Below are 25,118 nucleotides of genomic sequence, written 5' to 3'. Positions count from 1 at the left end.
GAATTCTAATTCATTTTTTTATTAAAGCTAATTATTTATCTAAAGTTTTGATATAGGCTTTCATTTGGTCGATATTCATGCCACCAACATGCTTAGAAACTATATTCCCGTCTTTATCAATAAAGTATGAAGTAGGAATTGAAGTTATGTTATATTTTGTAGCTACACTTTGATCAGGGTCTATAAGTACCTTAAAGTTATATTTGTTACTATCAATAAATGATTTAACAGTATTTAATGGCTCACCGATTTCTACAGAAACTATAACTAAGTCACTATCCTTTGTTTCTTGATATAATTTTTCTATCTCGGGCATTTCAGCTTTACAGGGAGGACACCAAGTTGCCCAAAAGTTAAGAAACACTTTTTTGCCTTTTAAATCACTTAAAGATAACTCATTACCGTTCAAATCTTTTAAGTTAAAATCAATGGCTTTGGTTTTAATATTATTAGGAGTTACTTCAATAGTTTGATTTGAAGCATTATTTTTATCGCTTGTAATTGATATGGATGAGTCAGTTTTTGAATTTGGTGATTCGGAATTATACATAGTGTAAACTGAAAAAACTATAAGTGCTACTGCTACAATTGCTGCTATCAATGCTTTTTTCATATTTGTTTTCTCCTTAATTTAAAAATTAATAAAACTTGAATACTGACTTAATATTGCTAATTTATTTGTAAAAATCATAACACCCATTATGACCATTAAAATGCCACTTATTATTGAAACAATAGGTAAATACTTTGAGAACTTTTTAAATTGTTCGGCAAAGCCTTCTATAGCCAGAGCTGTTAGAATAAATGGGACAGCAAGTCCAATGGAATACATTATAAGAAGTAAAATTCCTTTGTTCATGGAATCCATATTTGCAGCATAAATAAGTATTGAAGATAAAATAGGACCAATACAAGGTGTCCATCCAGCAGCAAACGCCATTCCAATAATTATTGAACTAAAGGGACCTTTAATTTTATCAAAGTGTAAAAATCTTTTTTCTTGATAAAATAGTTTGATTTTGAAAACTCCAGTTGTATGTAGACTAAAGACGATTATAAGAATTCCACCAAATTTTCTAAATAAATCTTTATGAGTAATAAATAATTTACCAAGAGATGTTACTGAAACCCCCATTAGAATAAAAATAATCGAAAAGCCTAACACAAATCCAAAGGATTTATATAAAGTAAAAAGTTTTGTTTTACCTTCCTTTAATTCTTTTATAGAAGAGCCTGTTAAATAGCTTATATATGCAGGAACAAGAGGAAGTACGCATGGAGATAAAAAAGATAATAAACCTGCTGAAAAAGCTAATAAGATCGATATATCTTTCAAGAATAAATCACCTCGAATCTAAAATTAAGACATTAAATAATGTTTAACTAAATAATTGAACCTTTTAAATGGTTAATCCACAATATATATATAAGTCAATAATTATCATAAGTAAAATTATTATATAAAAAAATATGAAGATTATATGTATTTTTGATAACTTATTATTAAAATAAAAAAAGTTAAATTTACATGGTGTGAAATTTATTATATTAAACAGCGTAAAATTAGGGGATTAGAAATTGAATATATTATTATAAATTGGAATATTCTTCATAAGTTCTTCATAATAGAATGGTATTATTTGAGTTGTTAAAAGTTAATATTTTAAGAATGATTTAGAAAACAAAATAATGTGTGTATTCAATTAAGAAATAACATATAAACTGAGGAGGAACAATATGAAAATATTTAATAATTTAAAACTTGCACAAAAACTTATATTTTGCTTCTTATTAATTTCATTCCTTATAGGGATCATTGGATTTAGAGGGATATCAGAAATAAAAAAGATAAATGCAAATTCAACCTCTATGTATGAAGATAATTTGAAACATTTAAAAACAGTTGAGGAGTTAAAAGCAAACTTTCTACAGATACACTCAGATTTATTAGCGCTTTTAACAACAAAAGATGCAGCTAAAAAACAGGATATTGAAAGTGAAATAGAAAAATTAACAAATGAAGATATGATGATTTCTGAAGAATTTAAAAATGCAGGTGAAACAGGTGAAGAAGAAAAATTATTAACAAATTTTATTAAGCTTCACGAAGAATATATGATGTCGCGTAAAGATTTTATGGATTTAATAAATGCCAATAGATATGATGAAGCACAAACGGCTTTTCAAAAGGTAACTGAGGCTAGGGATAAAACTTTTGATAGTATTAATAAAATAATAGATTCAAATATAAAAGAAGCTGAAAATGCAAATAATGCTAATAATTTAATATTTAAAAATTCATTCAATTTAATGATTGGTATAGTTATATTCGGTTTCATATTTGCAATTTTACTTGGAGTTTTGATTTCAACATTAATATCAAAACAAATAAATAAGGTTTTAGTATTTGCGGATGCTCTAGGTAGAGGTGATTTAACTCAGAGAATAGATTTCTATTCAAAAGATGAAATAGGAAAAATATCAAATGCTTTAAATAAAGCTGCTGAAAACACTAGAAGTCTTATATCAACAATAATTTCAAATTCTAGCAGTATAAAAGAATCAAGTGAAGAAATCTATAGCACTATAGAAGGAATTTCTACAAAAATGAACAATATTAATGAAGCTACAAAGGAAATAACAACTGGTACAGAAGAATTAAGTGCAATATCACAAGAAGTAAATGCATCAATTGAAGAAATAACTTCAAATTCTATTGAGTTATCAAATAAGGCAAAGGATTGCGATCAAGCTTCTAATGATATTCAGATACGTGCCTCAGAAATAAAAGATAAGGGATTAAAATCAATAAATATCTCTAAGAAAATATATAAAGAAAAGCAAGAAAATATATTAAAAGCAATAGAAGAAGGAAAAGTTGTTGAAAAAATTAAAGTAATGGCTGATTCTATAGCAAATATAGCATCGCAAACAAATCTTTTAGCATTAAATGCAGCTATTGAATCGGCAAGAGCTGGTGAAATGGGGAAAGGTTTTGCTGTAGTATCAGATGAGATACGCAAGCTTGCAGAACAGTCAGCAGAGAATGTTTCAAACATACAAGAAGTTATTACTCAGGTAAACAATGCCTTCAATAATCTTTCGCATAACACTCAAGAGATATTGGCGCATATTGATAATAATGTAAATCCAGATTATGAGCTTTTTTTAGAAACTGCTTTCAAATATGAAAAGGATGCAGTCTTTATTAAGTCTATGTCAAAAGAAATTGCAAATGGTACAAATCAAATACTTAGTTCTATAGAGCAAACTAGTGCTGCAATAGAAACAGTTTCGTCTACTGCTCAGCAATCGGCAGAAAGTTCAGAAGGGATATTAAATAGTGTAGATGAAACAACTATCGCAACTCAAGAAGTTGCGAATTCCGCACAAAGACAAGCTGAATTATCTGAAGAACTGAATTTCTTAGTGCAAAAATTTAAAATATAGATAATATGTTGTATAAAAATATAAAGGGAATGGTGCTATCGTAGTAGGAAAAGGACCTACCCAAGTTTATATTGAATCAGATGATAAATATGCATTCGTAGCAAATAAAGTAACAGAGGATACACCATCAAATAATGTTTCAAAGATAGATATGACAACTGAGAAAGTAGTTGCAATAATAGAAACTGGAAAAGGAGCTCATGGAGCAGTAGTTGGCCCTGATAATAAATATGTTTATAACACATATATTTCTTCATATAATCTACACATTACATTGTTATAATGTTTAACTAAATAAGCTAATATTTTTAGCCATTAGAATAGAAAATATCAAATTTTAAATTAAGATATTGTAGTTGGAGGTATGAATGATGGTCATTGAAGTAGCAATAACGGTAGTAGTAGTTTTATTTGTTGCGCATATTCTTTATCACAAAGTAATAAAAAAAGCTTCAGGGGTATGTTGTTGTAATAAAGATAGAAAGTCTAAGAAAAAGTGTAGTAAATAGTTTTATAGTTATTTTAAATTTGTAGGAAGGAAGTTAATAGTATGAAGGAACTTTTTAGTTTTGGCCCAATACATATATACTTTTTTGGATTAATGATAGCAATAGCTGCAATTACAGGCGGAGCATTTGCAATTAAGCAAGGGGAAAAAAGAGGAATAAATGAAGACATAATATTTAATCTAATTTTTATTGTTGTTATAGCGGGGGTATTAGGAGCTAGATTATTTTATATTCTTTTTTATAATCCATCATTTTATTTTAGTAATCCAGGAGAAATATTTAAAATAAATGAAGGTGGGTTATCTATTCATGGAGGAATTGTTTCAGCTGTGCTTGCAGGATACATATACTCTATTAAGAGTAAGATATCATTTTTAAAACTTGCAGATATTGCAGTGGTGGGTATCGCATTGGCTCAAGGTATAGGTAGAGTAGGCTGTGATGTATTTGGCAAACCAATGGCAAACATAATGATATGGGGGATTAACTATAATGGGCAACTGCTTCATCCTGCACAAGTATATGAGTTTATTTTAGACTATATATTATTTATAGTCCTATGGAGAAGAAGTTACAAGAAAAAATTTGAAGGTGAATTATTTGTAATTTACTTAATCGCTTTCGCCATAATAAGAGGTATTGTAGAATTCTTTAGAATAAATCCTGTTATCTGGGGTCCGTTTTCAATTTCGCATTTATTAAGTCTTGCTTTAGTTATTATTGGGTTAGCTATTTATATATTGTTAGCCAAGAGAAATACAGAAAGTCAAAGGATTTATGTGGAAGATAATAAATTAAAAGTAACAACTTCAATAATTATTTTAGCTGCGTTAATCCTAGTATCTATATTTGTATTTTATTTTGTACAAGGGTAGCTAGGGTAATTAACGAATTGTGTGAGTAACTGAATTAAAAAAGAGTAAAATATTATAAATTTAAAGAGCTCTAATAAAACTTTGGTTTTTATTAGAGCTCTTATTATATTTTTAATACTATCTACTACATATGGCAATGATTAAGTTTGGATTAAATCTAACAAGTAAGGAATCAATTAACATTTTGGTTTTTAAAAATTATCTTCATAATTTCTACACATGTTCTTTGTATACTCTCTAAAGAACAGTAATTCAATTATATAAAGATTAAAATAAATAATTATACTAAAAGATTAGATTATTGAGAGGTGGTGAGGTCATGTCAAGTTTTATAAAAGCTAAAAATGCTGTGAGTAAAGAGCTTTATGAAGTTGAGATGATTTTAAAAAATATTGGAAAAGATTTTAGTTCGGGCTCAACTCAAGAGATATTTGAATATTTCTTTAAGGTCCCAGGAAAATATCTTCGTCCTAGTTTGATAATACTTTCAGCTAAAGCTATAAATCCTGAAATGACTATAGATGAGAGAATGCAATTAATTAATTTATGTGTAGCAATTGAGCTAATACATAGTGCTAGTTTGGTACATGACGATATAATTGACAATGATTTATTTCGCCGTGGTCAAAAGACGTTAAATAATATATATGGTAGAAAGGTAGCGGTTCTCGCAGGGGATGCCTTTTATGCTAAAGCATTTTCAATATTATTAAAACTACCAACAAATGATGCAGAAGAAATAATTACACAAGTTATTGAAAAAATGTGCGTTGCAGAAATTGAACAAGCTCAAAATCATGAAATTACAAAGCAGGATTACTTTAACATAATAGAAGGTAAAACTGCATCATTTATGGCTGCCTGCTGTAAGCTTGGAGCAAAAGCAGTTAATGCAAAAGAAGAAGAAATTGAAGCTTTGGAAAATTACGGCCTAAATTTAGGAATGTTATATCAAATCATTGATGATTGCACAGATGGTGATTCTAACGCTACTAAAAATAATATAACTGTTGAAGATGCTAAAGAGTTTGCTTTAAAAGCTGAACAAGCAATTAAGAATTTAGAACCTTCAGTTTATAAGGATAACTTGAATAGTCTTTTAAATTATGTACTTGAATCTTCAAACAAGAAAACAAAAAATGCTTAATATTAAATTCATAATAAATATCATAAGGGAGATGACATTAAATGAGGATTTTTAGAAATAAATATTTAGTTCCTGTATGGACAATTTTACGTATATGGCTAGGTTATCAATGGATAGTTCCAGCAATAGAAAAGCTTGAGGATCCAACATGGGTTGGTAGTCAATCAGGTGTAGCAATAACAGGATTTTTAAAAGGAGCTTTAGCTAAAGCAACTGGAGATCATCCATCAGTACAGTGGTGGTATGCAAGATTTGTTGAAAGTGTTGCTCTGCCAAATGCAGGAGTGTTCACATATGTAGTTCCAGCCGGAGAACTTCTAGTTGGCATAAGTTTAATACTTGGAGCTTTTACTATAGCAGGTTTGACTGGTGGAGCATTTATGAATCTAAATTACTTATTAGCAGGAACTACTAGCACTAATCCAATTTTATATACTGTAGCTATAATTTTAATGGTAGCTGGAGCAAACGCTTATAAAATTGGGATTGATCAGTTAATTGTATCCTTTTGGAAAAAGAAATATGGTAAACAATAAATATAGCATAGAAAATTAAAATATAACAAAAAAGAAATTAAGTCTTTAAACGTGATAATGAAGGGAGTCAAAAAACAATGAAAAAGAAAACAATTAGAGGTACAATATTAAGTTTAATTCTTACGTTAGGTCTTTCAACAGCAGCTTTTGCTGATGGAATGGGTAACATGGATATGGGAAAAGGAACAGAAAAAAGTGTAAATGGTATAAATGCAGAATTAACGTTTAATAAAGATAACAAAGTTAAAACAGGTGATAATGATGTAATGATCACATTGCATGATGATAAAGATAAAGAAATTGAAAATGCCGATATTAAGATAAGTGCAGAAATGGATAAGAACTCTGATATGGGTATGGATATGAATGGGAAAAAGCCAATTGAAGTATCATTAGAAAATAGTAAAAACGGTCAATACATGGGAAAAATTAATTTCACTGATAAAGGTAAATGGGTTGTTACAGCTAACATTATGGTAAATGGAGAACAGAAGGATGTACAGTTTGATGCTGATGTGGTTAGTAGCGGACCAAACTGGATAGTTATAGGTGGATTCGTAGGAATAGTGGCAGTAATAATCATAGTAGCTGCAGTAAAGAAAAAAAGTAGCAAATAAAGATAAAGAATAGAGGTGATAGTCTAATGTCAAAGTTGGACAAGAAACTTAGTGATGAAACAAAGGCATCACAAGAGCAAAGAGGAAATAATTTATTAAATAATAAAATACTTAAGAGCTTCATTAAAAGTAAGTGGTATCCAGGAATATTTCAGTTATTTGTAGGAATAGTATTTGCATTCATCGTGTTTGAATTACTAACTGGACCTGACGAAGCTCACGATAACTTTGGTACAGCGGGAACTTGGGTATTGTGGTGGCCTATACTTCCTATACTATTATTTTTAACAGGTAGATTTTGGTGTGCTATATGTCCATTTGGGGCATTAAGTGATGTGGTACAAAAATTTGTAGGAAGCAAAAAGCCAGTATCTAAATTTCTAAGAAAATACGGAGTATGGCTTATAGATGCAATGTTCTTAGCAATTACATGGAGTGATCACGTTTTTGGAGTTGTTGAATCGCCTAGAGGTTCAGGAACATTACTCCTACTTATTACAATTGGTGTAATATTCTCAGGTGCTTTTTGGGAACGTAGAACCTGGTGTAGATATCTATGTTTCTTAGGCGGATTATCTGGAAATTACTCTAGAGCAGGGATGCTACAATTGCGAGGAACAAAAGATATATGTGCTAAATGTACAGCGGCACATTGTTATAAGGGAACTGAAAGGGCAGAAGGATGTCCAATGTTTGAATTCCCAAAAACTATGGAAGATAATTCAGAATGTAATTTCTGTGGTAACTGTGTGAAGAATTGTCCTAACAATTCAATTAACATATCATTGCGTGTGCCTACAAAAGAATTGTGGTTTATAAGAAAACCAAGATTAGATGCAGCATTTTTAGCTGTTGTAATTATGGGTATAGTATTTGTACAAAACATTACAATGTTAGAAATATGGGATGGAATGCTCAAATGGCTTGAGAATGTAACTGGAACACAAAATTATGCTATTACTTTTACTATAACATTTATTATAGCTATGGCTATACCTGTAGCATTATTATCTATAACAGGATTAGTTGCAAAAATATTTAATAAAGCTTCATTAAAAGAAAATTTCACGAAGTATGGATATGCGCTCATACCATTAGATATGGCTGCACATATAGCTCATAATTTGTTCCATTTACTAGCAGAAGGAAGATCTGTATTCTATACATTTATAGAATTATTTGGAGTTGAAATTCAACATACATCTTCAGCTATTCTTGATGATCCAACGATACAAGCGTTTCAGTTTATATTAATAGCAATCGGAACTCTTGGTTCAATCTATACTGTATACAAAATATCTAAGAATAATTATGAAGCTAAGGCATTCAGTACAACGATAGTATATTCTGCTCTTTTAATACTACTTGCAGTAGTTAATATAATGTTATTCTCATTACCTATGGCAATGCGTATGTAATGATCCTTTATAGCTTATCTAAAAACCATTTTAGGTAAGCTATAATATTATTTTTCTTGCATCTTGTAAGAAGAATAAATTAATACTAATGAATAAAGATTAGTTGATAGAGGTGGTTAAAAGAAAATGACAATTGAAAAAATCAAGTTGTTTATCAGAGCTTCAAGACCTTTTTCTTTAACAGCTTCAGCAATTCCAGTTGTTCTTGGGGGAATATTAGCATTAAAAGAGCCTAATTTTAATCTTGGATATTTTATAATTTCAATCATCGCAATTGTTTTTCTGCAGGCTTCAGTTAATTTATTAAATGATCATGATGATTTTATAAATAAGGTTGATTCAAAGGAGTCTCATAGTTCCAGTGGAGTAGTTGTTGAAGGTTTGCTGACTTTAAAAGAAGTATATAGAAGCGGTATGTTATTACTTATTTTAGGATGTTTAAGTGGTTTATTTTTAGCTTACAATGTAGGCATTATGATTCTCATTTTAGGGATTGTTGGGGCTTTATGTGGATATTTTTATACAGGAAAACCATTAATGCTTAAATATAGAGGTTTAGGTGCACCTTTAGTATTTATAATTTTTGGACCATTGATGACACTTGGAGGGTATTATCTGCAGATGCATAAGTTTACTCTGCAGTCATTTGTAATATCAATTCCAACAGCGCTTCTTACTACTGCAATATTACATGCTAATGATATCAGAGATATAAATCATGATAAGAAAGCTGGTATTAAAACACTGTCAATAAGTATAGGCTATAAGAAGGCACAAAAAGTATATTCAAGCTTGATTATACTTTCATATATTTCTCTTATCATAATGATTATTTTTAAATATATTCCTTATTTAAGTTTAATTTGTTTAATAACAGTGCCAGCTGCTATTAAAAACAATAATAAATTAAAAAAGGCTGGAGATTCAAGTGGGAATATTGCAGAACTTGATAAAGAGAGTGGTAAGCTTCAAGGTCAATTTGGAATTCTTTTAATTTTATCTATACTTTTATCTTATATCCTATAGCTAACTGACAATAATTCACAATCCATTTTCAATGGGGTGTTACTAAGCTCCTGAACTAGGTGCCCCTTGAGGTTATAAGTTCAACTAAGATTCAGCTAAGGTTTAAACCTCACCTGAATCAAGTTTTACTTAATTTTATAGAAAGGTGGCAAGACTTTGGAGAAACAGGAAAGTAAGAATAAAGTCATTATTTTTTCATTAATAATGTCTACAGTATTGTGGTTTGTAATATTTGTACTAAAACCATTTAATTTTTGGATTGAAATGGGAGTATCTATATTATCACTAGTAATGGTAGCTTTGTTTTCTGAAAAGAACTTAATTTCATTTAGAAATATAAAGTTAAGACACATATTAATCGGAATTATTTCAGCAATAATATTGTACTTTGTTTTTTATGCTGGAAATATAGTTTCGGGATATTTGTTTCCATTTAAAGATGCTCAAATCGCATCGGTTTATAGCAATAGAGCACAAGGAAATTCATTACTTATTGGAGCTCTACTATTATTTATAATAGGGCCGGGAGAAGAAATATATTGGCGTGGATTTATACAAAACAATCTTGCAAAAAAAATTGGAGAAGATAAAGGATATATATTTGCAACGCTATTGTACGCTGGTGTTCATATAATTACATTGAACTTTATGCTTGTGGTAGCTGCTCTAGTATGTGGAATATATTGGGGATGGATTTACAAGAAAGAAAAAAGTCTTGTTCCAATAATAATATCTCATGCAATTTGGGATTTCACAGTATTTGTTTTGTTTCCACTAATGCAATAAGATATATGGAAATTAAAAATAGTAATTAAAAAGCTTAATTTAAAGAAATATAACTAATTTAAATACTTATTAGGTTTTATAAGCGTAAAATAAAAGAATGTGTGGTGGTTATAATGGCTGAAATTAATGTAACAGATGTGGAAAAGATTTTTTCTGTTATTGCAAAGAGATATGATATGTTAAATTCAATATTAACTTTAAACATCGATAGATTATGGAGAAGAAAAGCAATAAAGATATGTAATATTAAGGAGGGGCATCAAGTATTAGATCTGTGCTGTGGTACAGGACAAATGATTAATTATGAATGTAAGGCGGTTGGAAAAAATACAACAGTTATCGGTGTAGATTTTAGCCAAGAAATGCTTAACGTTGGGGCAAAAAGGCTAAATCAATCATTAAAGGATTATACGTATGAATTAATTAAAGGCAGTATTTTAGAATTGCCCTTTGAAGAAAATACATTTAACTGTATCACAATTGCTTTTGGGTTAAGAAATATTCCAGATAAAAACAAAGCATTATCAGAAATGTATAGAGTTTTAAAACCAGGAGGGAAAGTGGTATGCCTAGAGCTTTCTAAACCGAATATGCCTATTTTGAAAAATATATACGACTTATATTTTAATCATGTGTTACCAGCAGTAGGCTCAATAGGTACTGGAGATAAAAAGGCATATTATTACCTTAGAGATTCGGTAAATAATTTTATGAACAAAAAGCAGCTTAAGGAAGAATTTGAGAAGATAGGTTTTAAAAATTCAGAATATGAATCTTTAACTTTTGGAATTGCATCTATACATTATGGGACTAAATAAGTAAAAGTTATATCTAATATATTTATTATAGAATAGAATGTTAAACTATAGTAATATTAAATAGCAGAAATAATATAAAGGCAGCTAGTTATTAGCCGCCTTTATTTATTTTGATGAATTAAATACAAGTATTAACTTCATTAGCAATCTTAAAAAGTATTTTATAATCATCACCAAACGTGCTTAATGAATTAGAGTTCTCATATAGTTTAGAAAATAACATATATCTTAAAGTAATACATTCTAAGTTTCTAAATGATGGTCGATTTAATTGAGCAATTATTTCTTTTTCGCGTGAGTCAGGTGCAACTAAGAAAAAGTTATATTGTTTAGAGCCTAGTGATGATGCTAAGTCAACTAAACGCAATATTCCTGAATATATGGAGGTGCTTTTTTCAACTTCAAAAGCACATTCAATCTCATTAGTATTTTTATTTATCCAAATAACATCAATAAGAGAAATTGTTCTCAAAACATCTTTTGGAAAATCTAATGGCGGAAGTTCAGATAGAGTGATAAATTCTAAGCTCTTTCCATTAAGAGATTTTGTCCTATCATTGATAGCAACAAAGACATTATAACCTAGGCTTCTACCTATCTCAGTTAATAAAAATTGTACCTTTAAATGTTCTGATTCTTCTTTAACTTCATTTTCTATTTCAAGGCGGCGCTTATTTAAAGCTTTTTCTAATTTACTTTTCTCAAAGTTTAGAGAAGTTTCCCAATTTTCACTTAAAGAAATTTTCCCAATGCCTACATCAAATAATAAACCTGATATTGCACCTAAGTCTTTTGATAATAAAGGATTTAGTTCTTCATTAGTTTTTATAATTACTTCTCTCATATGCAAATAATCAGTCCAAGATCCGAGTTTCTTTTTATCAGAAAAAATAGCATTAAATCCATTTACCATGGCAGTATTAAAAGGAGGCATTAGTGTAGGATGTAAGAAATAAAGTATATTTGCCACAGCTGGACCTAAGCCTTTTATCTTATAACTATCTAATTTTATAATTTCTTTTATTAACTTGTCCTCATTATTAGCTGATAAACAAGATTCTAAAAATTGACCAAAAATTTTCTTGTTTTCTTCATTTTCATAGATATCAGGTATTCTAAGTTTTGGTTTCCAGAAGAATGGATGTGCTGCGCCTTCAAAAATTTGCTTCTGTTCTGTTATACACTTAAGTACAAATTCTAATGGAGAACCTTTGAAGTCATTTCCAAAAGAATTATTTTTAATAGAATTAATTATATCTATTACTCCACATCTTATTGATCTAAATGCTTTAAGTCTAGTTTCGTTATATTTGAACCATGTGTTATAAACAGATTCTGAATCACTTTTATATCGATTAACGAGTTTAATCATATTTGAATTATCCATGAGTATGCCTCCATAATATGTTTTTATAATATTTAGGATAGCATAAAATAGCAAAAATATATATAATATGTAAACTGAGAAAGAATAATTTAGATGAGTGAAAGTTCACTCAATATTTATCAAAGCTAAAAACTTTAGTAAATCATTTATAATGTATAATAAAGGTAATATATAATAAAATATCATGTTTATTAAGAAAGGACAAACTATGGAATATTTTCTATTATTTTTAGAAGGAATTATAACATTTATATCACCATGCATTTTACCTATGATACCTCTTTACATATCGTATTTTGCAGGAGACAACATAACAAATGATAAGAATAAGTATAATGCATTAGTAAATTCTTTAGGATTTGTATTAGGATTTACAGTGATATTTACGCTGCTTGGAAGTCTTGCAGGGTCTTTTGGAAGCTTCATAAAAACCGAAAGTAATATTATTAATATAATAAGCGGATTAATATTAATTGTTTTTGGAATCAATTATATTGGGTTATTTAAAATATCATTTTTAGAAAGAAGTTCAAAGATAAATGTGCAAATAAAAACTTTTAAGTTTTTATCATCAATTTTATTTGGAATGATTTTTGCAATAGGATGGACACCTTGCGTAGGTACATTCTTAAGTGCAGCTTTAATGATTGCAGTTAACTCTCATGATATATTAAAAGGGACACTAATGCTTTTAATATACAGTATAGGGCTTGGAATACCTTTTATAATATGCGCTATTTTAATAGATAGTTTAAAAGATGCTTTTAACTTAATAAAACGAAATTACAAAATTATAAATATGTTATCTGGGTTAATCCTTATAATTGTAGGAATTGCAATTATGACTGGATATCTAAACAAATTAATTTCAATCCTTACAATTTAGGAGGTTTTTATGAAGAATAAAAAATTAATATTAACAGTAGCAGTAATAGGTTTTGCAGGATTTTTAGCTATATCTTATTTGGCATATAACTCATTAGGTCCAAAATATGATAAGAAAGATATAAACATAAGTAAAGATACTTCTCAGGATAAAGAAGAAGAGCCTGACAATCCTACTGAACAAGATAAAAAAGCGGAGAAGGACTTTGTTGTATATGATGGAAAGCTTAATAAAGTGAAGTTATCAGACTATAAAGGAAGACCTGTTATAGTAAATTTTTGGGCTAGCTGGTGTCCTCCTTGTAAAGAAGAAATGCCTCTATTTAATAAGCTTTCAAGTAAATATAAAGCAGAAGAATTAACAGTTTTAATGGTGGATTTAACAGATGGTCAAAGGGAAACAATGGATAAAGCTAAAAAATTTATATCAGATAATGTTTATGATATGAAAATTTTATTTGATAATGATGGAACTGCTTCAATAAATTATAATATTATATCTATACCTAGAACTTTATTCATTGATAAAGATGGAAATATAGTTGAAGATTATTTAGGAGAAATAACTGAAGATGAATTACAAAGTCAAGTGCAGCTATTATTGAGTAAATAAGATAAACATCAAATTAAAATTAAAGTATTGAGTGATCAAAAAAGCAAAATATATGGTGATTAAGTCACAGAATTAATTTGAAAATAAGACTATATTTAAAGTATAGGAAAATAAAAATTTAAATTATAAATTGGAGGAGTTAATTATGGCTAGAATAATAAGCAGTAATGAATTTATTGAAAATGTTGAGAACTCAAAAGGAATAGCAGTTGTTGATTTTTTCGCAACTTGGTGTGGACCATGCAAAATGTTAGCTCCAGTATTTGAACAAGCTAGTATGGAAGCTAGAGGTAAAGCTGAATTTTTTAAAGTGGATATAGATGCAAGTGAAAGAATAGCAGAAAAGTACGGAATATATGCAGTACCAACTATGATTGTATTTAAAGATGGAAAACCTGTGGAGAACTTAGCAGGCTTTATGCCAAAACAAAATATACTAAATAAAATCAATGCACATTTATAAACAATAAAATGAAGTTATAAATTCAGGCGGATTGCAAAAATTAACTTTTAAAAGTTTCGTTTTATCTGAACAACTCTTAAAAGTGTATGAAGGCAGATTTGCAAATAAAGCGGTGGAATATGTTTAATCCATCGCTTTATTTAGTATAACTGTGTATGGGGTATTATAATTTCGGTAAGCTATCACATAAATTTAGTTTTAGAGTGGATATCTATATTTTGCATAATTATAGATTTAATCACACTTATTTTTACATTTATCACAATTAGGATTGTACTCAGAAGATTCTAAGTGAATCATAATTTCGGAGTAATTTAGAGATTTTTTTATATCATTTTCGATTTTATCGCATACGTCGTGAGCATCTTTAATTCTCATATTTTCAGGAAATACTAAATGTAATTCGATATACCTAACTCGTCCAGATTTTCTTGTCTTAAAGTTATGGTAGTTACAATAGATACTCGAAAACTTATTTATGCTGTTTTGAATGATTTTGATTTCATCATTGGATAACTTAGTATCTAAAAGTGGATTGAATGCAGATATTAACAGCTCAATGGCTTCTTTTAATATAAATATAGCAACTAAAATAGCTACAATTGGATCTAAAAAATTCAATTTAGTTATCCATATAAGAAACAAACCAATTCCTACACCTAATGAGGTATAAACATCAGCTTTTAGATGAAGAGCATCTGCTTCAAGAGCTATAGAGTCTTCTTGTTTAGCAACCTTATATATTTTTCTGGAAACCATGAAATTTATAGCAGAGGAAATAAACATAACTATAAATCCAAGCCCTATTGATTCAACTGATCCAGGGATTAGTATTTTTTTTACTGCTTCAATTATTATCCAAATAGAAGCTGACAGTATAAGAATTGCCTCAATTACACCAGAAACATTTTCTATTTTTCCATGTCCATAAGGGTGTATGTCATCAGCTGGTTTATCAGATATTTTAACTGAAAAAAACGCTATTATAGCGGCTAACAAATCCATAGTTGAATGTATAGCTTCAGATATTATACTTACTGAACCTGTAGCAAGTCCAACAATTAATTTTAGAGTTATTAGGATGCTATTTGATAACAGAGATAATCTTGCAACTTTAACTTTTGCATTCATATAAAACGCCTCCATAATTAACATAAGTTTTATCATTTGATAAAACAAATTAACACTATAATATATTTATATGTGTGAAAAGTCAAGAGGTTAAGGTTGAAGCAAATTATCAATTGATAATGATAGCTATTGTGATAAGGGTTAGTGTTGGAATCGAGATTATTATGGTTAAATCAATAGTTAGCTATTGAATACGATATAAGAATTATATTAGATTTAAAATGCGTAAAAAATATATTAATATGCAGGTCTATACGGTCCTTTTGAAAAAGGATTAGTAAATTTAAAGCCTGGAGATATGGGGTCAGATGTTTTGGATGTACAAGGAAAAATAAATGAGAAAGGTTATTATCCTAGGAAATTAGATGGCATATATGGAGAAGGAATTAATAAATTTGTAATAGAATTTAGGAAAGACAATAGCATTAAAGAATGCAATGATATTAATAAGGAATTATATGAAAAGCCTGGGATAACACTAGTAGATTAAATATATTTAATCTACTAAAGCTAACCAATTATTACATCATCAGCCGCAGCTGATTCTTCATTATTATTATTATTATTATTATTATTATTATTATTATTATTATTATTATTGGCATTGTTGTTATTATTGTTATTTGCATTGTCGTTATTTTGTGCAGAATTAGAATTCCTAGATTCTTGTAATACAGTTAAATACTGTTGCTGTGAGGCTATTGTTAGTAGTAAACAACCTATACCTACAAGGAAATTTCCAATAACATTTATTTCATCAGCATTTTTACCTTTTGCAAGTGAAATAGCAATTGCATTTGTTAAAATTAAAGAATCTTCAGGAGTTAAGTTTTCAAAACCTGTCATGACTTACACCCACTTATATGTAGTTTATAATTAATAACTATGATATTTACTTAAATAATATGAGTATATGATGTATTAAATAAATAATTATAATCTTCACAAGACGCCTCCTCTAAATCTTTATGGTTTAAAGTAAATGTTAAAAATTAAAAAATATATTTTAATACGAATATTTACTAAAAAAAGAACATTCACGGAATTATAACATATTATATTTTTGAAATAATAAACAAGGAAGAAAAGTATGAATAATGACAGAATGTATTCAGTAGATTATTCAACTGAAACATCAGATTATAATTTAGAGGACGGATACAATAATAATTGGACATATCAGAATTCTAATTTTAGGTCTGTTCCATATTCTATGCTATTTGATGAAATGGAGTACGATTATAGGGCTGATATTCCACAATCAGCAACTGGAAATAGCAAAATGGATCTGAAAGACTATGGACCACAGCCTTTGGTAATTAACATTGATAAAGCTACAAAGCAAAATACAAACTTTCGTACTGCTTTATGGACAGGAGAGCATTTTCAAGTTACATTAATGAGCATCAATGTAGGTGATGATATAGGTCTAGAAATCCACCCAGATACTGATCAATTCATACGTATTGAAGATGGGCAAGGAATTGTTAAAATGGGAAAAAGCAAAGATAATCTAGAGTTTCAAGCAAATGCCCGTAATGACTTTGCAATCATTATCCCTGCTGGTACTTGGCACAATGTTATTAACACAGGTACAAAACCTCTCAAGGTATACTCTATTTATGCGCCACCTAAGCATCCACGTGGTACAGTGCATGTAACTAAACCTTCTGAATAAATTTTTGTATGAAATTAGAATTAAATTAATTCGAGTCTAACCTGGCAATTCATAGTCATAGGGTTAGACTTTTTTGGTTTCTATGAAATCATATAGTTAGAGAATCTGTGGACATTGTGTTACTTTTGGGTATAAATTATGGAAATAGTTGATTCAGAACGTTATGTTTTGATAGAGAATAAAAAATAGAGTATATTCGCTTGCATAAAATGTTCTTATATGCAGCATAGCAGCCATTTCTGATGTGCAGATTTTTTGCACGTGCTTTCGAAAAGGAAGCTGCGTAAAAAAATCTCAGGGAAAACAGTATAATTATACTAATTAGTATAAAACTGTTAGAATTGTGTTAAGAAACTACAAGATATGACAAATTAATGCTATAATTACTTATATTGTTGCAATAGATTATAACATAAGGGGGGAACACGTTGCATGATTAAAAAGTTTAATTTAGGGACAAAAATAAGCATAATAATAGGATCAATAATTCTTGTGTGTTATATAGGAGTGTTTGCAAGTATATTAGTACAAATAAAGTCTAAAAGCATAATGGATAGTGAAACTTTAGCAAAAGAAGTATCTTTATCTTATGCAGCACAAATCACATCTAACTTTGAAAAGTTAGAAACAATAGGTAAGGATTTAAGGGGGGCAATAACCAATGAAATTAAGCTTAATTCTCAGAATAGAGATCTGGTTATTGAAATGCAAAAAGAAATATTAAAGACAGATCCTGAAATTTTTGGTGTTACAGTTGCATTTGAGGCTAATGCATTTGATGGAAGAGATGATTACTATAAAGGCAGAAAAGAGTTTGCAGAGGATGGAAAGTTCATACCTTATGCAAGTAGAGATGGAGATCAAACAGTAGTATTACCAGCGTATGATGATCAGACAGATATGACATGGTACAAGAAGCCAAAGGAATTAAAGGGAACTTATATTACAGAACCGACAGTTTATACTGTTAATGGACAAGATATTTCAATGGTATCTTTAGCTATGCCTATATTGGATGATAATGGAAAGTTTTTAGGAGTAATATCTATAGATTATAAGCTCGATACATTAGAAAAACTTGTATTGGAAAAAACACCACTCGGAGGCACCGTTGAACTAATATCTAACCAAGGGATTTATGTAGCAAGTGGTGAAGATCCAAGCCTAAAGATGAAAGATGCAAAACAAAATAATGCAACTTGGGCGAAAGTTATAAGTGAAACTTCAGAAGGTAAAGAATTTTATACTTATGGAACTTCGGTAAAAAAAGGACAGGAAGTTTTAATGGTAGCAGATCCGGTTAACTTAGAAAATACAAAGACTAATTGGATACTATGTAGCCAAATTCCAAAAGAGAAAACATTAGAAAGCTATAATAAAATATTTAATGTTATTTTAATTTCAGCAGTTGTATCATTATTAATTGTTGTCGCTGTAATACATATTGTAATTAAAAGAATGACAAAAGGAATAAGATACGCAGAAGAACAAATGGAGTTACTGGCTAAAGGAGATCTTACAGTAGAGGTTGACAAAAAATATGTGGACAGAGAAGACGAAATAGGAAAAATGTTTAAATCTATAAATGAAATGCAAAAATCATTAAGGAATATAATATCTGGTGTTAAAGGTGAATGCAATGTGGTTTTAGATTCAATAAACTTTACACAAGAGAATATAGTAGACTTAAATAACCAAATTTCAGATGTATCCGCTACAACTGAGGAGTTATCTGCAAGTATGGAGGAAACGGCAGCATCTACAGAGGAAGTAAATGCTTCATCAGCAAATATGAAATCCATAATAAAGACTATGGAATCAAGGGTTGGAAGCGGAGAGGTAACTGCAAAGGAAATTCAGGAAAGAGCTAAAAAACTTAAATCTGATGCATTGCAATCAAGGGAGCAATCTAGTAGCATAACTTTGAAAATGCAAGAAAGCTTAAGAGTTGCAGTGGAGAAATCTAAAGCAGTAGATAAAATAAATGAATTAACAGCTAGGATATTAGAAATAACCGAGCAAACAAATCTATTAGCACTAAATGCAGCAATAGAATCAGCAAGAGCAGGAGAAGCTGGTAAAGGATTTGCAGTTGTTGCAGATGAAATAAGGAAACTTGCGGAAAACTCAAAAGAAACGACAATGGAAATACAGCAGATAAATAAAGAGGTTGTTATGGCTGTCAATGACCTTAAAGGAACATCAAATGAAGTTATTAATTTTATTGGAACTCAAGTGATGAAAGATTATGACAAACTTGTAGACACAGGGGAACAATATAGAAATGATGCTATTGTATTTAATGAATTAGTTAGCACTATAAGTGAAATATCAGACGAGCTTATTAATTCCACAGAAGATATTATAACAGCTATAAATGAAGTTGCAGAGGCAACTAATGAAGGCGCTACAGGAACAACTTTAATTGCAAATAAGTCAAATGAGGTAGTTAATTTAACAGAAGAAGTTGTAGAACAAACACATAAGACAAAAGAATGTGCAGATAAATTATTAGAAGCAGTATCCATATTTAAGATATAGGGAATTAACATAAGGTGAATTTAGTAGATTTGTTTTACACAAAGACAATACACTCATCTTATGTTCTTAAGAAGACTAGTATGTTAAAACGAAAAGGATTTTATGACAAGGCTTTCTTACTTGAGGCAAAAAATAAATTTATAGATGAATAAAAAATAGAACACTTTCAAAGAATAAAAATGGAGGTGTTTTATTATGCAAGTAAATTTAACGCAAAAAGAAAAAATGTTACTAGAAGACCAAAAAAGTCATGAAGAAATTTGTATACAAAAATATTCGAATTATGCTAATCAGGTACAGGATCCACAGTTGAAACAAATTTGTAAGAATAATGAGCAAATTGAAAGAAGTCATCTTAATACAATTAATCAGTTACTAAGTGGCAATGTTCCTCAGATGAATCAACAACAAGGTGGACAAAAAAAGCAAGGTGTTGATCAAAATGTAAATAAATCTCAAACTTCTACAAGTAATTTGTCAGATAAGGAAATATGCTCGGATTTATTAATGACAGAAAAATATGTCTCAGGAGCTTATGATACTGCAATTTTTGAATTCAAGGATACTGAAGTACGAGATGTATTAAATCATATACAAAAAGAAGAACAAAAACATGGAGAATCTATATTTAAGTATATGGAGAGTAAAGGCATGTATAATGTTCAATAATTAAAAAACATTATTAAAAGTATAAGAAAGTTTAGCCTTTTTCAGGCCGAATTTTTTTGTACTTTTAATAATTTATAGCTATATTTTATAGGGTAAAATTGACTATATAAGAGTCTTAGTGATAAAATTTAATGAAAAGTTATTTGGTTAAATTTTATTATTGGCATCGCTAGTTCTCTTCATTTAGTATTAGATAGCATGTGGTTATATCCTAATATATTATTTTGGCCATACTTGGGATGGAAGTTTCCTGCAAGACCAGAAGGCAATTGGGTAAATAGCGATATTGTTAGACTTATTACAGATCCAACTTATTATTTATCTGAATTAATAGGCTTTGCTATTATTGCATATTTCTTTATACGACTTTTTAGGAAAAAAGAAATAAAATGTTTTTTAAATAAAGGAAAGTTATAGGGTTAATCATGATATGGATACTTGTAGGGCAAGGAATGACTTTTAGTGAAGCCATTAATGAGATAAAAGATTGGGAAACATCTGGTATATCTAAACTTTTAGATAATAGTAAAATGACTCAAAGTAAATGAAAAAAATAATATTATATATTTACAGAACGTTAAAAACTCGAGTGATTCTAATAACAAATTACTTGAGTTTTAAATTTTATGCTTTGGTGTTCAAAAAACCAACTTCTAAGTGGGTATTTTTGACTGTATTTAGTAAAATAATCTACATTGATCTAGAAGTGTAAAATTATTAGAAAATTTGAATTATTAATTCGAGATATTATGGTATAATACCTAATTATAGTAATTTATCTTAATGGAAGGAAAAGTATAATGAATTTTGCTACCTGTCATTATATAGTGTGTAAATATGGATACAATTTTGAACGAAGAAAGAGACGTATTACTGCAGAAGAAAGATATAATAAAACAAGAATTAAAGGAAAAGAAACAAAAATTTGAAGAAGTAGGGGGGAAAATTAAGACTTTAAATAAACAAGTAAAGAGCTTTAGTGAAGAAAAGCAAGCTAATGAAAGAATATTTAGTTATTTATCTCAAGATATTGAGAAATATGAAGAATCGTTAATAGAGCCTTATTTTGGTAGAGTAGACTTTAGAGAAAATATGGGGTTTACTGAAAGTATATACATTGGGAAAAAAGGTATAAGTAACAGCAAAGATGGAGAAGAAATTGTTGTTGATTGGAGAGCGCCAGTTGCGGATCTTTATTATAGCGGAACTGGTGGAGATGCGTATTACAAAGCACCACAAGGAATAGTTGAAGGAAAGCTAGAATTAAAAAGAAAATTTTTATATAAAAATAGTGATATAGAAAAAGTATTTGATGAAGGAATAAATAACATCATTATAAATGAAGAAGAAGGGCAAAATTTAGTTGATGAGTTTTTAAAGATAAATCTTGAAGAAAGCAGTGGGAAAAAGCTAAAAGAAGTTGTTGCAACTATTCAGAAAGAACAAAATGAAATAATAAGATGGCCTAAAAATCTGCCTATAATAGTGCAGGGGTCAGCAGGTTCAGGTAAGACAACAATAGCGTTACACAGGTTAGCTTATCTAATTTATAGATATAAAGAAAGCATGAGTGGAGACGAAATTTTAGTTTTGGCTCCTAATAAACTATTTCTAAGTTACATTTCAGATATTTTGCCTAGCCTTGGAGCGGAAGAAGTAAATCAAAGTACCTTTGAGGAAATGGTATTATCAAAGTTAAAACTAAAAGGAAAAGTTTATAATAAGGATGAAAAATTATTAAGGATAATAGAAGAAAATGATGAAAATCTAAAAAAGCTTATTGTAAATTCAAGCAAAGTTAAAGGAACCATGCTATTTAAAACAATGCTTGATAGATATATAGCATTAATGGAAAAAGATGCAATTCATATTGAAGATATTAAAGTTGGAAATGAGACATTATTTCATAAAAAAGAGATAATGAGATTATATATAAAAGATCTAAAAGCTTATCCCATCAACAAAAGGAAAAAGGAGATAAAAAGATATTTAAATTTAAAAATAAAAGAAAGAATAGAAAGCCTATTAATAGAAATAGATAATGAATGGGAAAAGAAAATAAGAGAAATAAGAAGAAAAAATGAAGATTCATCGGAAAGAAGAAAATTGCTTATAAGTCTATATGAAGATAGAGACAAAATAAAGGAAAATGTAAAAGCTAACAGTAAAAAGGAATTTAATAATTACTTTAAAGATTGGAAGGATATAAATTCTAGAGATATCTATTATAACTTTTATAATGATGAGTTATTTGAAACAGCAACTGGAGGTAAAATTCCTAAGGTATTGGCAGATTATATGAAGGAAGAATTTAATAGTAATTTTGAAAAGAATATAATCGATGAAGATGACTTGCCAGCTCTTGCATATATAAGAATTTTGCTTGAAGGAATTGATGAGGAAGAAAAATTTAAGTATATTATAGTGGATGAAGCTCAAGATTATAGCCCATTCCAAGTATACTTAGTTAATAGTTTGGCTAAAGGTAATGCGTTAACTTTAGTAGGGGATCTAGCTCAAGGAATTTATTATTATAAAGGTTTAAAGACATGGGAAGATATAACGCAACAAGTCTTTGAAGGAAATGCAACCTACATTCAATTGACGCAAAGCTATAGATCAACAGTAGAAATAATTGATTTTGCAAAGAAAACATTACAATCTCAAAATTTAGGACTTAAGGATGCTAAACCAGTTTTAAGACATGGTGAAAAGCCTAGAATAGTAAAGATTTCGAGTGAAAATGAATATACTTCAGCCATAGAGAAAATAATTAGCGAAGTGCAGAACTACGGAAAGAGAACAATTGCAATAATTACAAAAAATATGTTACAAGGTGAAGAGATATACAAACTTCTAAAAGGAAAGAGCAAATATAATTTTGAACTAATATTAGGCAAGGAAAAAGAAATAGCAGAAGATCTAATAATAATTCCATCATATTTAACAAAAGGATTGGAGTTTGATTGTACAATAATATTGAATCCAAGTGAAGATAACTATAAAGAAAACATTTTAGATGAAAGGTTATTATATGTTTCACTAACTAGGGCATTACATTTAGAATATATAATAATAAAGGATGAAGCTACAAATTTAATTTAGAGAGAAATTATTTGCTATAAAAGTTAGTGGAAAGGAAAGAACATATAGGCTAATACATTACTTAAAGTTATAGAAGTTTAAGTTGATTATATAATAAAAGATTATTAACATATGCCGTTTATATATTATGATGATATTATTAATGGCATATGTTAATAATCTTTAATAAGTAAAAAAGGAAAATATATATTTTAATACAGTGGTCCTTTAATTTTAGAATTTAAAATGCATTAATATTTATTTACCTAGATCATTCCAATGCTCATAAGCTTCATTTAAAGCAATAAGTGAATTAGATTTATCTCTAGCCATTATAGCTCCACGAAGATGTGAGACACATATATCAAATTGATTTAGTTCATCTCTTTCAGAGCTAAATTGGACTCGTTTGACTATTTTTTTCCATGATTTAGATAGGTTATCTGTTTTAATATCAGCATTTTCCCAATTTCCTGATTCTATATCCTGTATAAGTAGTTGTATTGATTCGGAAATATTATCATCATTACCGATAGATTTTTTTAAAATACTGCCGCTAAGCATAATTAATATAAAGAAGGCCAGTGACACCATAGGTATAGATACGACTAAAAATTTTCTCATTATAATTTACTCCTTTAATATGGTCCTTTATAATCACCAATATCTGTTATTTTCATCATATGGTCGTTATATTTATCAATATATAATGATCCAGAAGGGGTTAATGTTGCAAGAAACACTTCTGAAATATTTTTGACTTTATTCATTTTTAGCTGTTTCATAATCCATTTCTCAGTTTTATTAAGTTGTCTTAAATTTTCATGTATGAGAATTCCATCGTAAATAAGCTCTGTGCTTAGGCCACTTGGTGCTTTGAGTATACTCATATCTTTTGGTGTTAAATTTTCATATTCTGGTTTTTTTAGAACAGATAATTGGCCATTTGGCTCAATAATTGCAAAGTCTACTTGAGACAAATCAAAAATATCTTTAACTCTTAATAGTCCCATGAGATCTGATGCTGTATACTTCATTTTTTTTAATGAACTTTCCATTATCTTGCCATTCATAATTACAATTGTAGGTTCGCCTTCGATATATTTTGCAGCATACCTCCATTTCTCAGTGATGCATTCCATTAAATATCCAAGTAAACACCAAGTGAGTAATCCGATAAAATGAGGCCATGCCCTGCTTGATAAGTCTGTAGTAAGAGTTGCAGCAATTGATCCGATTGTTATTCCAAGGGCATAATCAAAGAATGTCAGTTGACTGATTTGCTGTTTACCAAGTATCTTTGCAAAAATAAGTAAAGAAAAGAATGCAATAATAGCACGCACAAAAACTACTAATCCTTCATTCAATTATTGGTACCTCCAATCTTTACAAGATACATTTATTATTCTACTTGAATAATATTTTATACTGTTAAATTAATTTTTATATAGCAATGAATGTTAGAAGTATAATTTTTAAATATTA

At 29.0% G+C, this 25,118-nt stretch carries 27 protein-coding genes; 20 read left to right on the top strand and 7 right to left on the bottom strand.

All coding sequences use genetic code 11. The features are described 5' to 3' along the window. Positions 1-31 precede the first annotated feature (31 nt). Positions 32-613: a TlpA family protein disulfide reductase gene (locus tag ACJDTP_RS14100; RefSeq protein WP_406761571.1), complete on the bottom strand. Its 582-nt coding sequence runs from the start codon at positions 611-613 to the stop codon at positions 32-34. Positions 614-631: 18 nt separating this feature from the next. Then, the gene (locus ACJDTP_RS14095; protein WP_406761570.1) at positions 632-1,336 is read right to left on the bottom strand and encodes a cytochrome c biogenesis CcdA family protein; all 705 of its coding nucleotides are present in this window, start codon (positions 1,334-1,336) and stop codon (positions 632-634) included. Positions 1,337-1,737: 401 nt separating this feature from the next. Here ACJDTP_RS14095 and ACJDTP_RS14090 point away from each other — a divergent pair, with 401 nt between their 5' ends. From ACJDTP_RS14090 to ubiE, 11 genes are all read left to right on the top strand, one after another. Then, complete coding sequence (locus tag ACJDTP_RS14090) at positions 1,738-3,450, top strand: methyl-accepting chemotaxis protein (RefSeq protein WP_406761569.1); 1,713 nt, start codon at positions 1,738-1,740, stop codon at positions 3,448-3,450. A gap of 151 nt (positions 3,451-3,601) precedes the next feature. Continuing rightward, complete coding sequence (locus ACJDTP_RS14085) at positions 3,602-3,733, top strand: hypothetical protein (protein ID WP_406761568.1); 132 nt, start codon at positions 3,602-3,604, stop codon at positions 3,731-3,733. Between the two features lie 85 nt (positions 3,734-3,818). Then, complete coding sequence (locus tag ACJDTP_RS14080; RefSeq protein WP_157983157.1) at positions 3,819-3,959, top strand: hypothetical protein; 141 nt, start codon at positions 3,819-3,821, stop codon at positions 3,957-3,959. A gap of 41 nt (positions 3,960-4,000) precedes the next feature. Then, positions 4,001-4,834 carry a prolipoprotein diacylglyceryl transferase gene (lgt, locus tag ACJDTP_RS14075; RefSeq protein ID WP_406761567.1) on the top strand — a complete coding sequence of 278 codons (834 nt, stop codon included), beginning with the start codon at positions 4,001-4,003 and terminating at the stop codon, positions 4,832-4,834. Between the two features lie 319 nt (positions 4,835-5,153). Then, entirely contained in the window at positions 5,154-5,981 is an 828-nt protein-coding gene (locus ACJDTP_RS14070; RefSeq protein WP_406761566.1) for a polyprenyl synthetase family protein, read from the top strand. A 41-nt stretch (positions 5,982-6,022) separates the two neighbouring features. Next, positions 6,023-6,517 (top strand): DoxX family membrane protein, encoded by a 495-nt coding sequence (locus ACJDTP_RS14065; RefSeq protein WP_406761565.1) that lies wholly within the window; start codon positions 6,023-6,025, stop codon positions 6,515-6,517. A 77-nt stretch (positions 6,518-6,594) separates the two neighbouring features. Next, on the top strand, positions 6,595-7,134 hold the full coding sequence (locus ACJDTP_RS14060; protein WP_406761564.1) for a FixH family protein: 540 nt from the start codon (positions 6,595-6,597) through the stop codon (positions 7,132-7,134). Positions 7,135-7,160: 26 nt separating this feature from the next. Beyond that, positions 7,161-8,552, top strand: a complete 1,392-nt coding sequence (locus tag ACJDTP_RS14055) for a 4Fe-4S binding protein (RefSeq protein ID WP_406761563.1) — start codon at positions 7,161-7,163, stop codon at positions 8,550-8,552. Between the two features lie 126 nt (positions 8,553-8,678). Continuing rightward, entirely contained in the window at positions 8,679-9,578 is a 900-nt protein-coding gene (menA, locus tag ACJDTP_RS14050; RefSeq protein WP_406761562.1) for a 1,4-dihydroxy-2-naphthoate octaprenyltransferase, read from the top strand. 156 nt (positions 9,579-9,734) lie between these two features. Next, a complete protein-coding gene (locus tag ACJDTP_RS14045) occupies positions 9,735-10,364 on the top strand; it encodes a CPBP family intramembrane glutamic endopeptidase (RefSeq protein WP_406761561.1) in 630 nt (209 codons plus the stop codon). 113 nt (positions 10,365-10,477) lie between these two features. After that, complete coding sequence (ubiE, locus tag ACJDTP_RS14040; protein ID WP_406761560.1) at positions 10,478-11,182, top strand: bifunctional demethylmenaquinone methyltransferase/2-methoxy-6-polyprenyl-1,4-benzoquinol methylase UbiE; 705 nt, start codon at positions 10,478-10,480, stop codon at positions 11,180-11,182. A 118-nt stretch (positions 11,183-11,300) separates the two neighbouring features. Here ubiE and ACJDTP_RS14035 read toward each other — a convergent pair whose 3' ends face one another. Next, positions 11,301-12,569 (bottom strand): hypothetical protein, encoded by a 1,269-nt coding sequence (locus ACJDTP_RS14035; protein ID WP_406761559.1) that lies wholly within the window; start codon positions 12,567-12,569, stop codon positions 11,301-11,303. Between the two features lie 208 nt (positions 12,570-12,777). Between ACJDTP_RS14035 and ACJDTP_RS14030 the strand changes: the two genes are divergently transcribed. From ACJDTP_RS14030 to trxA, 3 genes are all read left to right on the top strand, one after another. Further along, positions 12,778-13,455 carry a cytochrome c biogenesis CcdA family protein gene (locus ACJDTP_RS14030; RefSeq protein ID WP_406761558.1) on the top strand — a complete coding sequence of 226 codons (678 nt, stop codon included), beginning with the start codon at positions 12,778-12,780 and terminating at the stop codon, positions 13,453-13,455. Positions 13,456-13,464: 9 nt separating this feature from the next. Continuing rightward, complete coding sequence (locus tag ACJDTP_RS14025) at positions 13,465-14,067, top strand: TlpA disulfide reductase family protein (protein WP_406761557.1); 603 nt, start codon at positions 13,465-13,467, stop codon at positions 14,065-14,067. A gap of 145 nt (positions 14,068-14,212) precedes the next feature. Continuing rightward, positions 14,213-14,530, top strand: a complete 318-nt coding sequence (gene trxA / locus ACJDTP_RS14020; protein WP_406761556.1) for a thioredoxin — start codon at positions 14,213-14,215, stop codon at positions 14,528-14,530. Positions 14,531-14,764: 234 nt separating this feature from the next. Here the strand turns inward: trxA and ACJDTP_RS14015 are convergent, their stop codons facing one another. Continuing rightward, positions 14,765-15,661, bottom strand: coding sequence for a cation diffusion facilitator family transporter (locus ACJDTP_RS14015; protein ID WP_406761555.1), 897 nt, complete (start codon positions 15,659-15,661; stop codon positions 14,765-14,767). A 298-nt stretch (positions 15,662-15,959) separates the two neighbouring features. Between ACJDTP_RS14015 and ACJDTP_RS14010 the strand changes: the two genes are divergently transcribed. Next, complete coding sequence (locus ACJDTP_RS14010; protein ID WP_406761554.1) at positions 15,960-16,151, top strand: peptidoglycan-binding domain-containing protein; 192 nt, start codon at positions 15,960-15,962, stop codon at positions 16,149-16,151. A gap of 20 nt (positions 16,152-16,171) precedes the next feature. On the opposite strand, the gene ACJDTP_RS14005 is transcribed toward ACJDTP_RS14010, so the two are convergent. Continuing rightward, positions 16,172-16,507, bottom strand: coding sequence for a hypothetical protein (locus ACJDTP_RS14005; protein ID WP_406761553.1), 336 nt, complete (start codon positions 16,505-16,507; stop codon positions 16,172-16,174). A 244-nt stretch (positions 16,508-16,751) separates the two neighbouring features. Here ACJDTP_RS14005 and ACJDTP_RS14000 point away from each other — a divergent pair, with 244 nt between their 5' ends. The 5 genes from ACJDTP_RS14000 to helD all read left to right on the top strand — a co-directional run bounded on the left by ACJDTP_RS14000 (position 16,752) and on the right by helD (position 23,654). After that, a complete protein-coding gene (locus ACJDTP_RS14000) occupies positions 16,752-17,339 on the top strand; it encodes a cupin domain-containing protein (protein WP_406761552.1) in 588 nt (195 codons plus the stop codon). A 432-nt stretch (positions 17,340-17,771) separates the two neighbouring features. Then, positions 17,772-19,880: a methyl-accepting chemotaxis protein gene (locus tag ACJDTP_RS13995; RefSeq protein WP_406761551.1), complete on the top strand. Its 2,109-nt coding sequence runs from the start codon at positions 17,772-17,774 to the stop codon at positions 19,878-19,880. 195 nt (positions 19,881-20,075) lie between these two features. Continuing rightward, on the top strand, positions 20,076-20,549 hold the full coding sequence (locus ACJDTP_RS13990) for a spore coat protein (RefSeq protein ID WP_173708076.1): 474 nt from the start codon (positions 20,076-20,078) through the stop codon (positions 20,547-20,549). A 425-nt stretch (positions 20,550-20,974) separates the two neighbouring features. Next, complete coding sequence (locus tag ACJDTP_RS13985) at positions 20,975-21,097, top strand: hypothetical protein (RefSeq protein WP_406761550.1); 123 nt, start codon at positions 20,975-20,977, stop codon at positions 21,095-21,097. Positions 21,098-21,386: 289 nt separating this feature from the next. After that, the gene (helD, locus tag ACJDTP_RS13980; protein ID WP_406761549.1) at positions 21,387-23,654 is read left to right on the top strand and encodes an RNA polymerase recycling motor HelD; all 2,268 of its coding nucleotides are present in this window, start codon (positions 21,387-21,389) and stop codon (positions 23,652-23,654) included. Between the two features lie 237 nt (positions 23,655-23,891). On the opposite strand, the gene ACJDTP_RS13975 is transcribed toward helD, so the two are convergent. Next, a complete protein-coding gene (locus ACJDTP_RS13975; protein ID WP_406761548.1) occupies positions 23,892-24,257 on the bottom strand; it encodes a DUF4363 family protein in 366 nt (121 codons plus the stop codon). 14 nt (positions 24,258-24,271) lie between these two features. After that, positions 24,272-25,000: a DUF421 domain-containing protein gene (locus ACJDTP_RS13970; RefSeq protein ID WP_173708073.1), complete on the bottom strand. Its 729-nt coding sequence runs from the start codon at positions 24,998-25,000 to the stop codon at positions 24,272-24,274. Positions 25,001-25,118 lie beyond the last annotated feature (118 nt).

The sequence above is a fragment of the Candidatus Clostridium helianthi genome (assembly GCF_045310795.1).
GTDB classification, from domain to species: domain Bacteria; phylum Bacillota; class Clostridia; order Clostridiales; family Clostridiaceae; genus Clostridium; species Clostridium helianthi.
The sequence above is the reverse complement of the archived record's forward strand: the minus strand, read 5'-3'. Positions and strand labels throughout refer to the sequence as shown.

Bases quoted from the DNA above. Each gene is read 5' to 3' on its own strand.
- ACJDTP_RS13995 (WP_406761551.1), top strand. From the start codon at position 17,772: ATGATTAAAAAGTTTAATTTAGGGACAAAAATAAGCATAATAATAGGA.
- ACJDTP_RS14090 (WP_406761569.1), top strand. From the start codon at position 1,738: ATGAAAATATTTAATAATTTAAAACTTGCACAAAAACTTATATTTTGC.
- ACJDTP_RS14010 (WP_406761554.1), top strand. From the start codon at position 15,960: ATGGGGTCAGATGTTTTGGATGTACAAGGAAAAATAAATGAGAAAGGT.
- ACJDTP_RS14080 (WP_157983157.1), top strand. From the start codon at position 3,819: ATGATGGTCATTGAAGTAGCAATAACGGTAGTAGTAGTTTTATTTGTT.
- trxA (WP_406761556.1), top strand. From the start codon at position 14,213: ATGGCTAGAATAATAAGCAGTAATGAATTTATTGAAAATGTTGAGAAC.
- ACJDTP_RS14085 (WP_406761568.1), top strand. From the start codon at position 3,602: ATGACAACTGAGAAAGTAGTTGCAATAATAGAAACTGGAAAAGGAGCT.
- ACJDTP_RS14005 (WP_406761553.1), bottom strand. From the start codon at position 16,507: ATGACAGGTTTTGAAAACTTAACTCCTGAAGATTCTTTAATTTTAACA.
- lgt (WP_406761567.1), top strand. From the start codon at position 4,001: ATGAAGGAACTTTTTAGTTTTGGCCCAATACATATATACTTTTTTGGA.
- ACJDTP_RS14025 (WP_406761557.1), top strand. From the start codon at position 13,465: ATGAAGAATAAAAAATTAATATTAACAGTAGCAGTAATAGGTTTTGCA.
- ACJDTP_RS14100 (WP_406761571.1), bottom strand. From the start codon at position 613: ATGAAAAAAGCATTGATAGCAGCAATTGTAGCAGTAGCACTTATAGTT.
- ubiE (WP_406761560.1), top strand. From the start codon at position 10,478: ATGGCTGAAATTAATGTAACAGATGTGGAAAAGATTTTTTCTGTTATT.
- ACJDTP_RS13990 (WP_173708076.1), top strand. From the start codon at position 20,076: ATGCAAGTAAATTTAACGCAAAAAGAAAAAATGTTACTAGAAGACCAA.
- ACJDTP_RS14015 (WP_406761555.1), bottom strand. From the start codon at position 15,661: ATGAATGCAAAAGTTAAAGTTGCAAGATTATCTCTGTTATCAAATAGC.
- ACJDTP_RS14060 (WP_406761564.1), top strand. From the start codon at position 6,595: ATGAAAAAGAAAACAATTAGAGGTACAATATTAAGTTTAATTCTTACG.
- ACJDTP_RS14035 (WP_406761559.1), bottom strand. From the start codon at position 12,569: ATGGATAATTCAAATATGATTAAACTCGTTAATCGATATAAAAGTGAT.
- ACJDTP_RS14030 (WP_406761558.1), top strand. From the start codon at position 12,778: ATGGAATATTTTCTATTATTTTTAGAAGGAATTATAACATTTATATCA.
- helD (WP_406761549.1), top strand. From the start codon at position 21,387: ATGGATACAATTTTGAACGAAGAAAGAGACGTATTACTGCAGAAGAAA.
- ACJDTP_RS14055 (WP_406761563.1), top strand. From the start codon at position 7,161: ATGTCAAAGTTGGACAAGAAACTTAGTGATGAAACAAAGGCATCACAA.
- ACJDTP_RS13975 (WP_406761548.1), bottom strand. From the start codon at position 24,257: ATGAGAAAATTTTTAGTCGTATCTATACCTATGGTGTCACTGGCCTTC.
- ACJDTP_RS14065 (WP_406761565.1), top strand. From the start codon at position 6,023: ATGAGGATTTTTAGAAATAAATATTTAGTTCCTGTATGGACAATTTTA.
- ACJDTP_RS14070 (WP_406761566.1), top strand. From the start codon at position 5,154: ATGTCAAGTTTTATAAAAGCTAAAAATGCTGTGAGTAAAGAGCTTTAT.
- ACJDTP_RS13985 (WP_406761550.1), top strand. From the start codon at position 20,975: ATGATATGGATACTTGTAGGGCAAGGAATGACTTTTAGTGAAGCCATT.
- ACJDTP_RS14000 (WP_406761552.1), top strand. From the start codon at position 16,752: ATGAATAATGACAGAATGTATTCAGTAGATTATTCAACTGAAACATCA.
- menA (WP_406761562.1), top strand. From the start codon at position 8,679: ATGACAATTGAAAAAATCAAGTTGTTTATCAGAGCTTCAAGACCTTTT.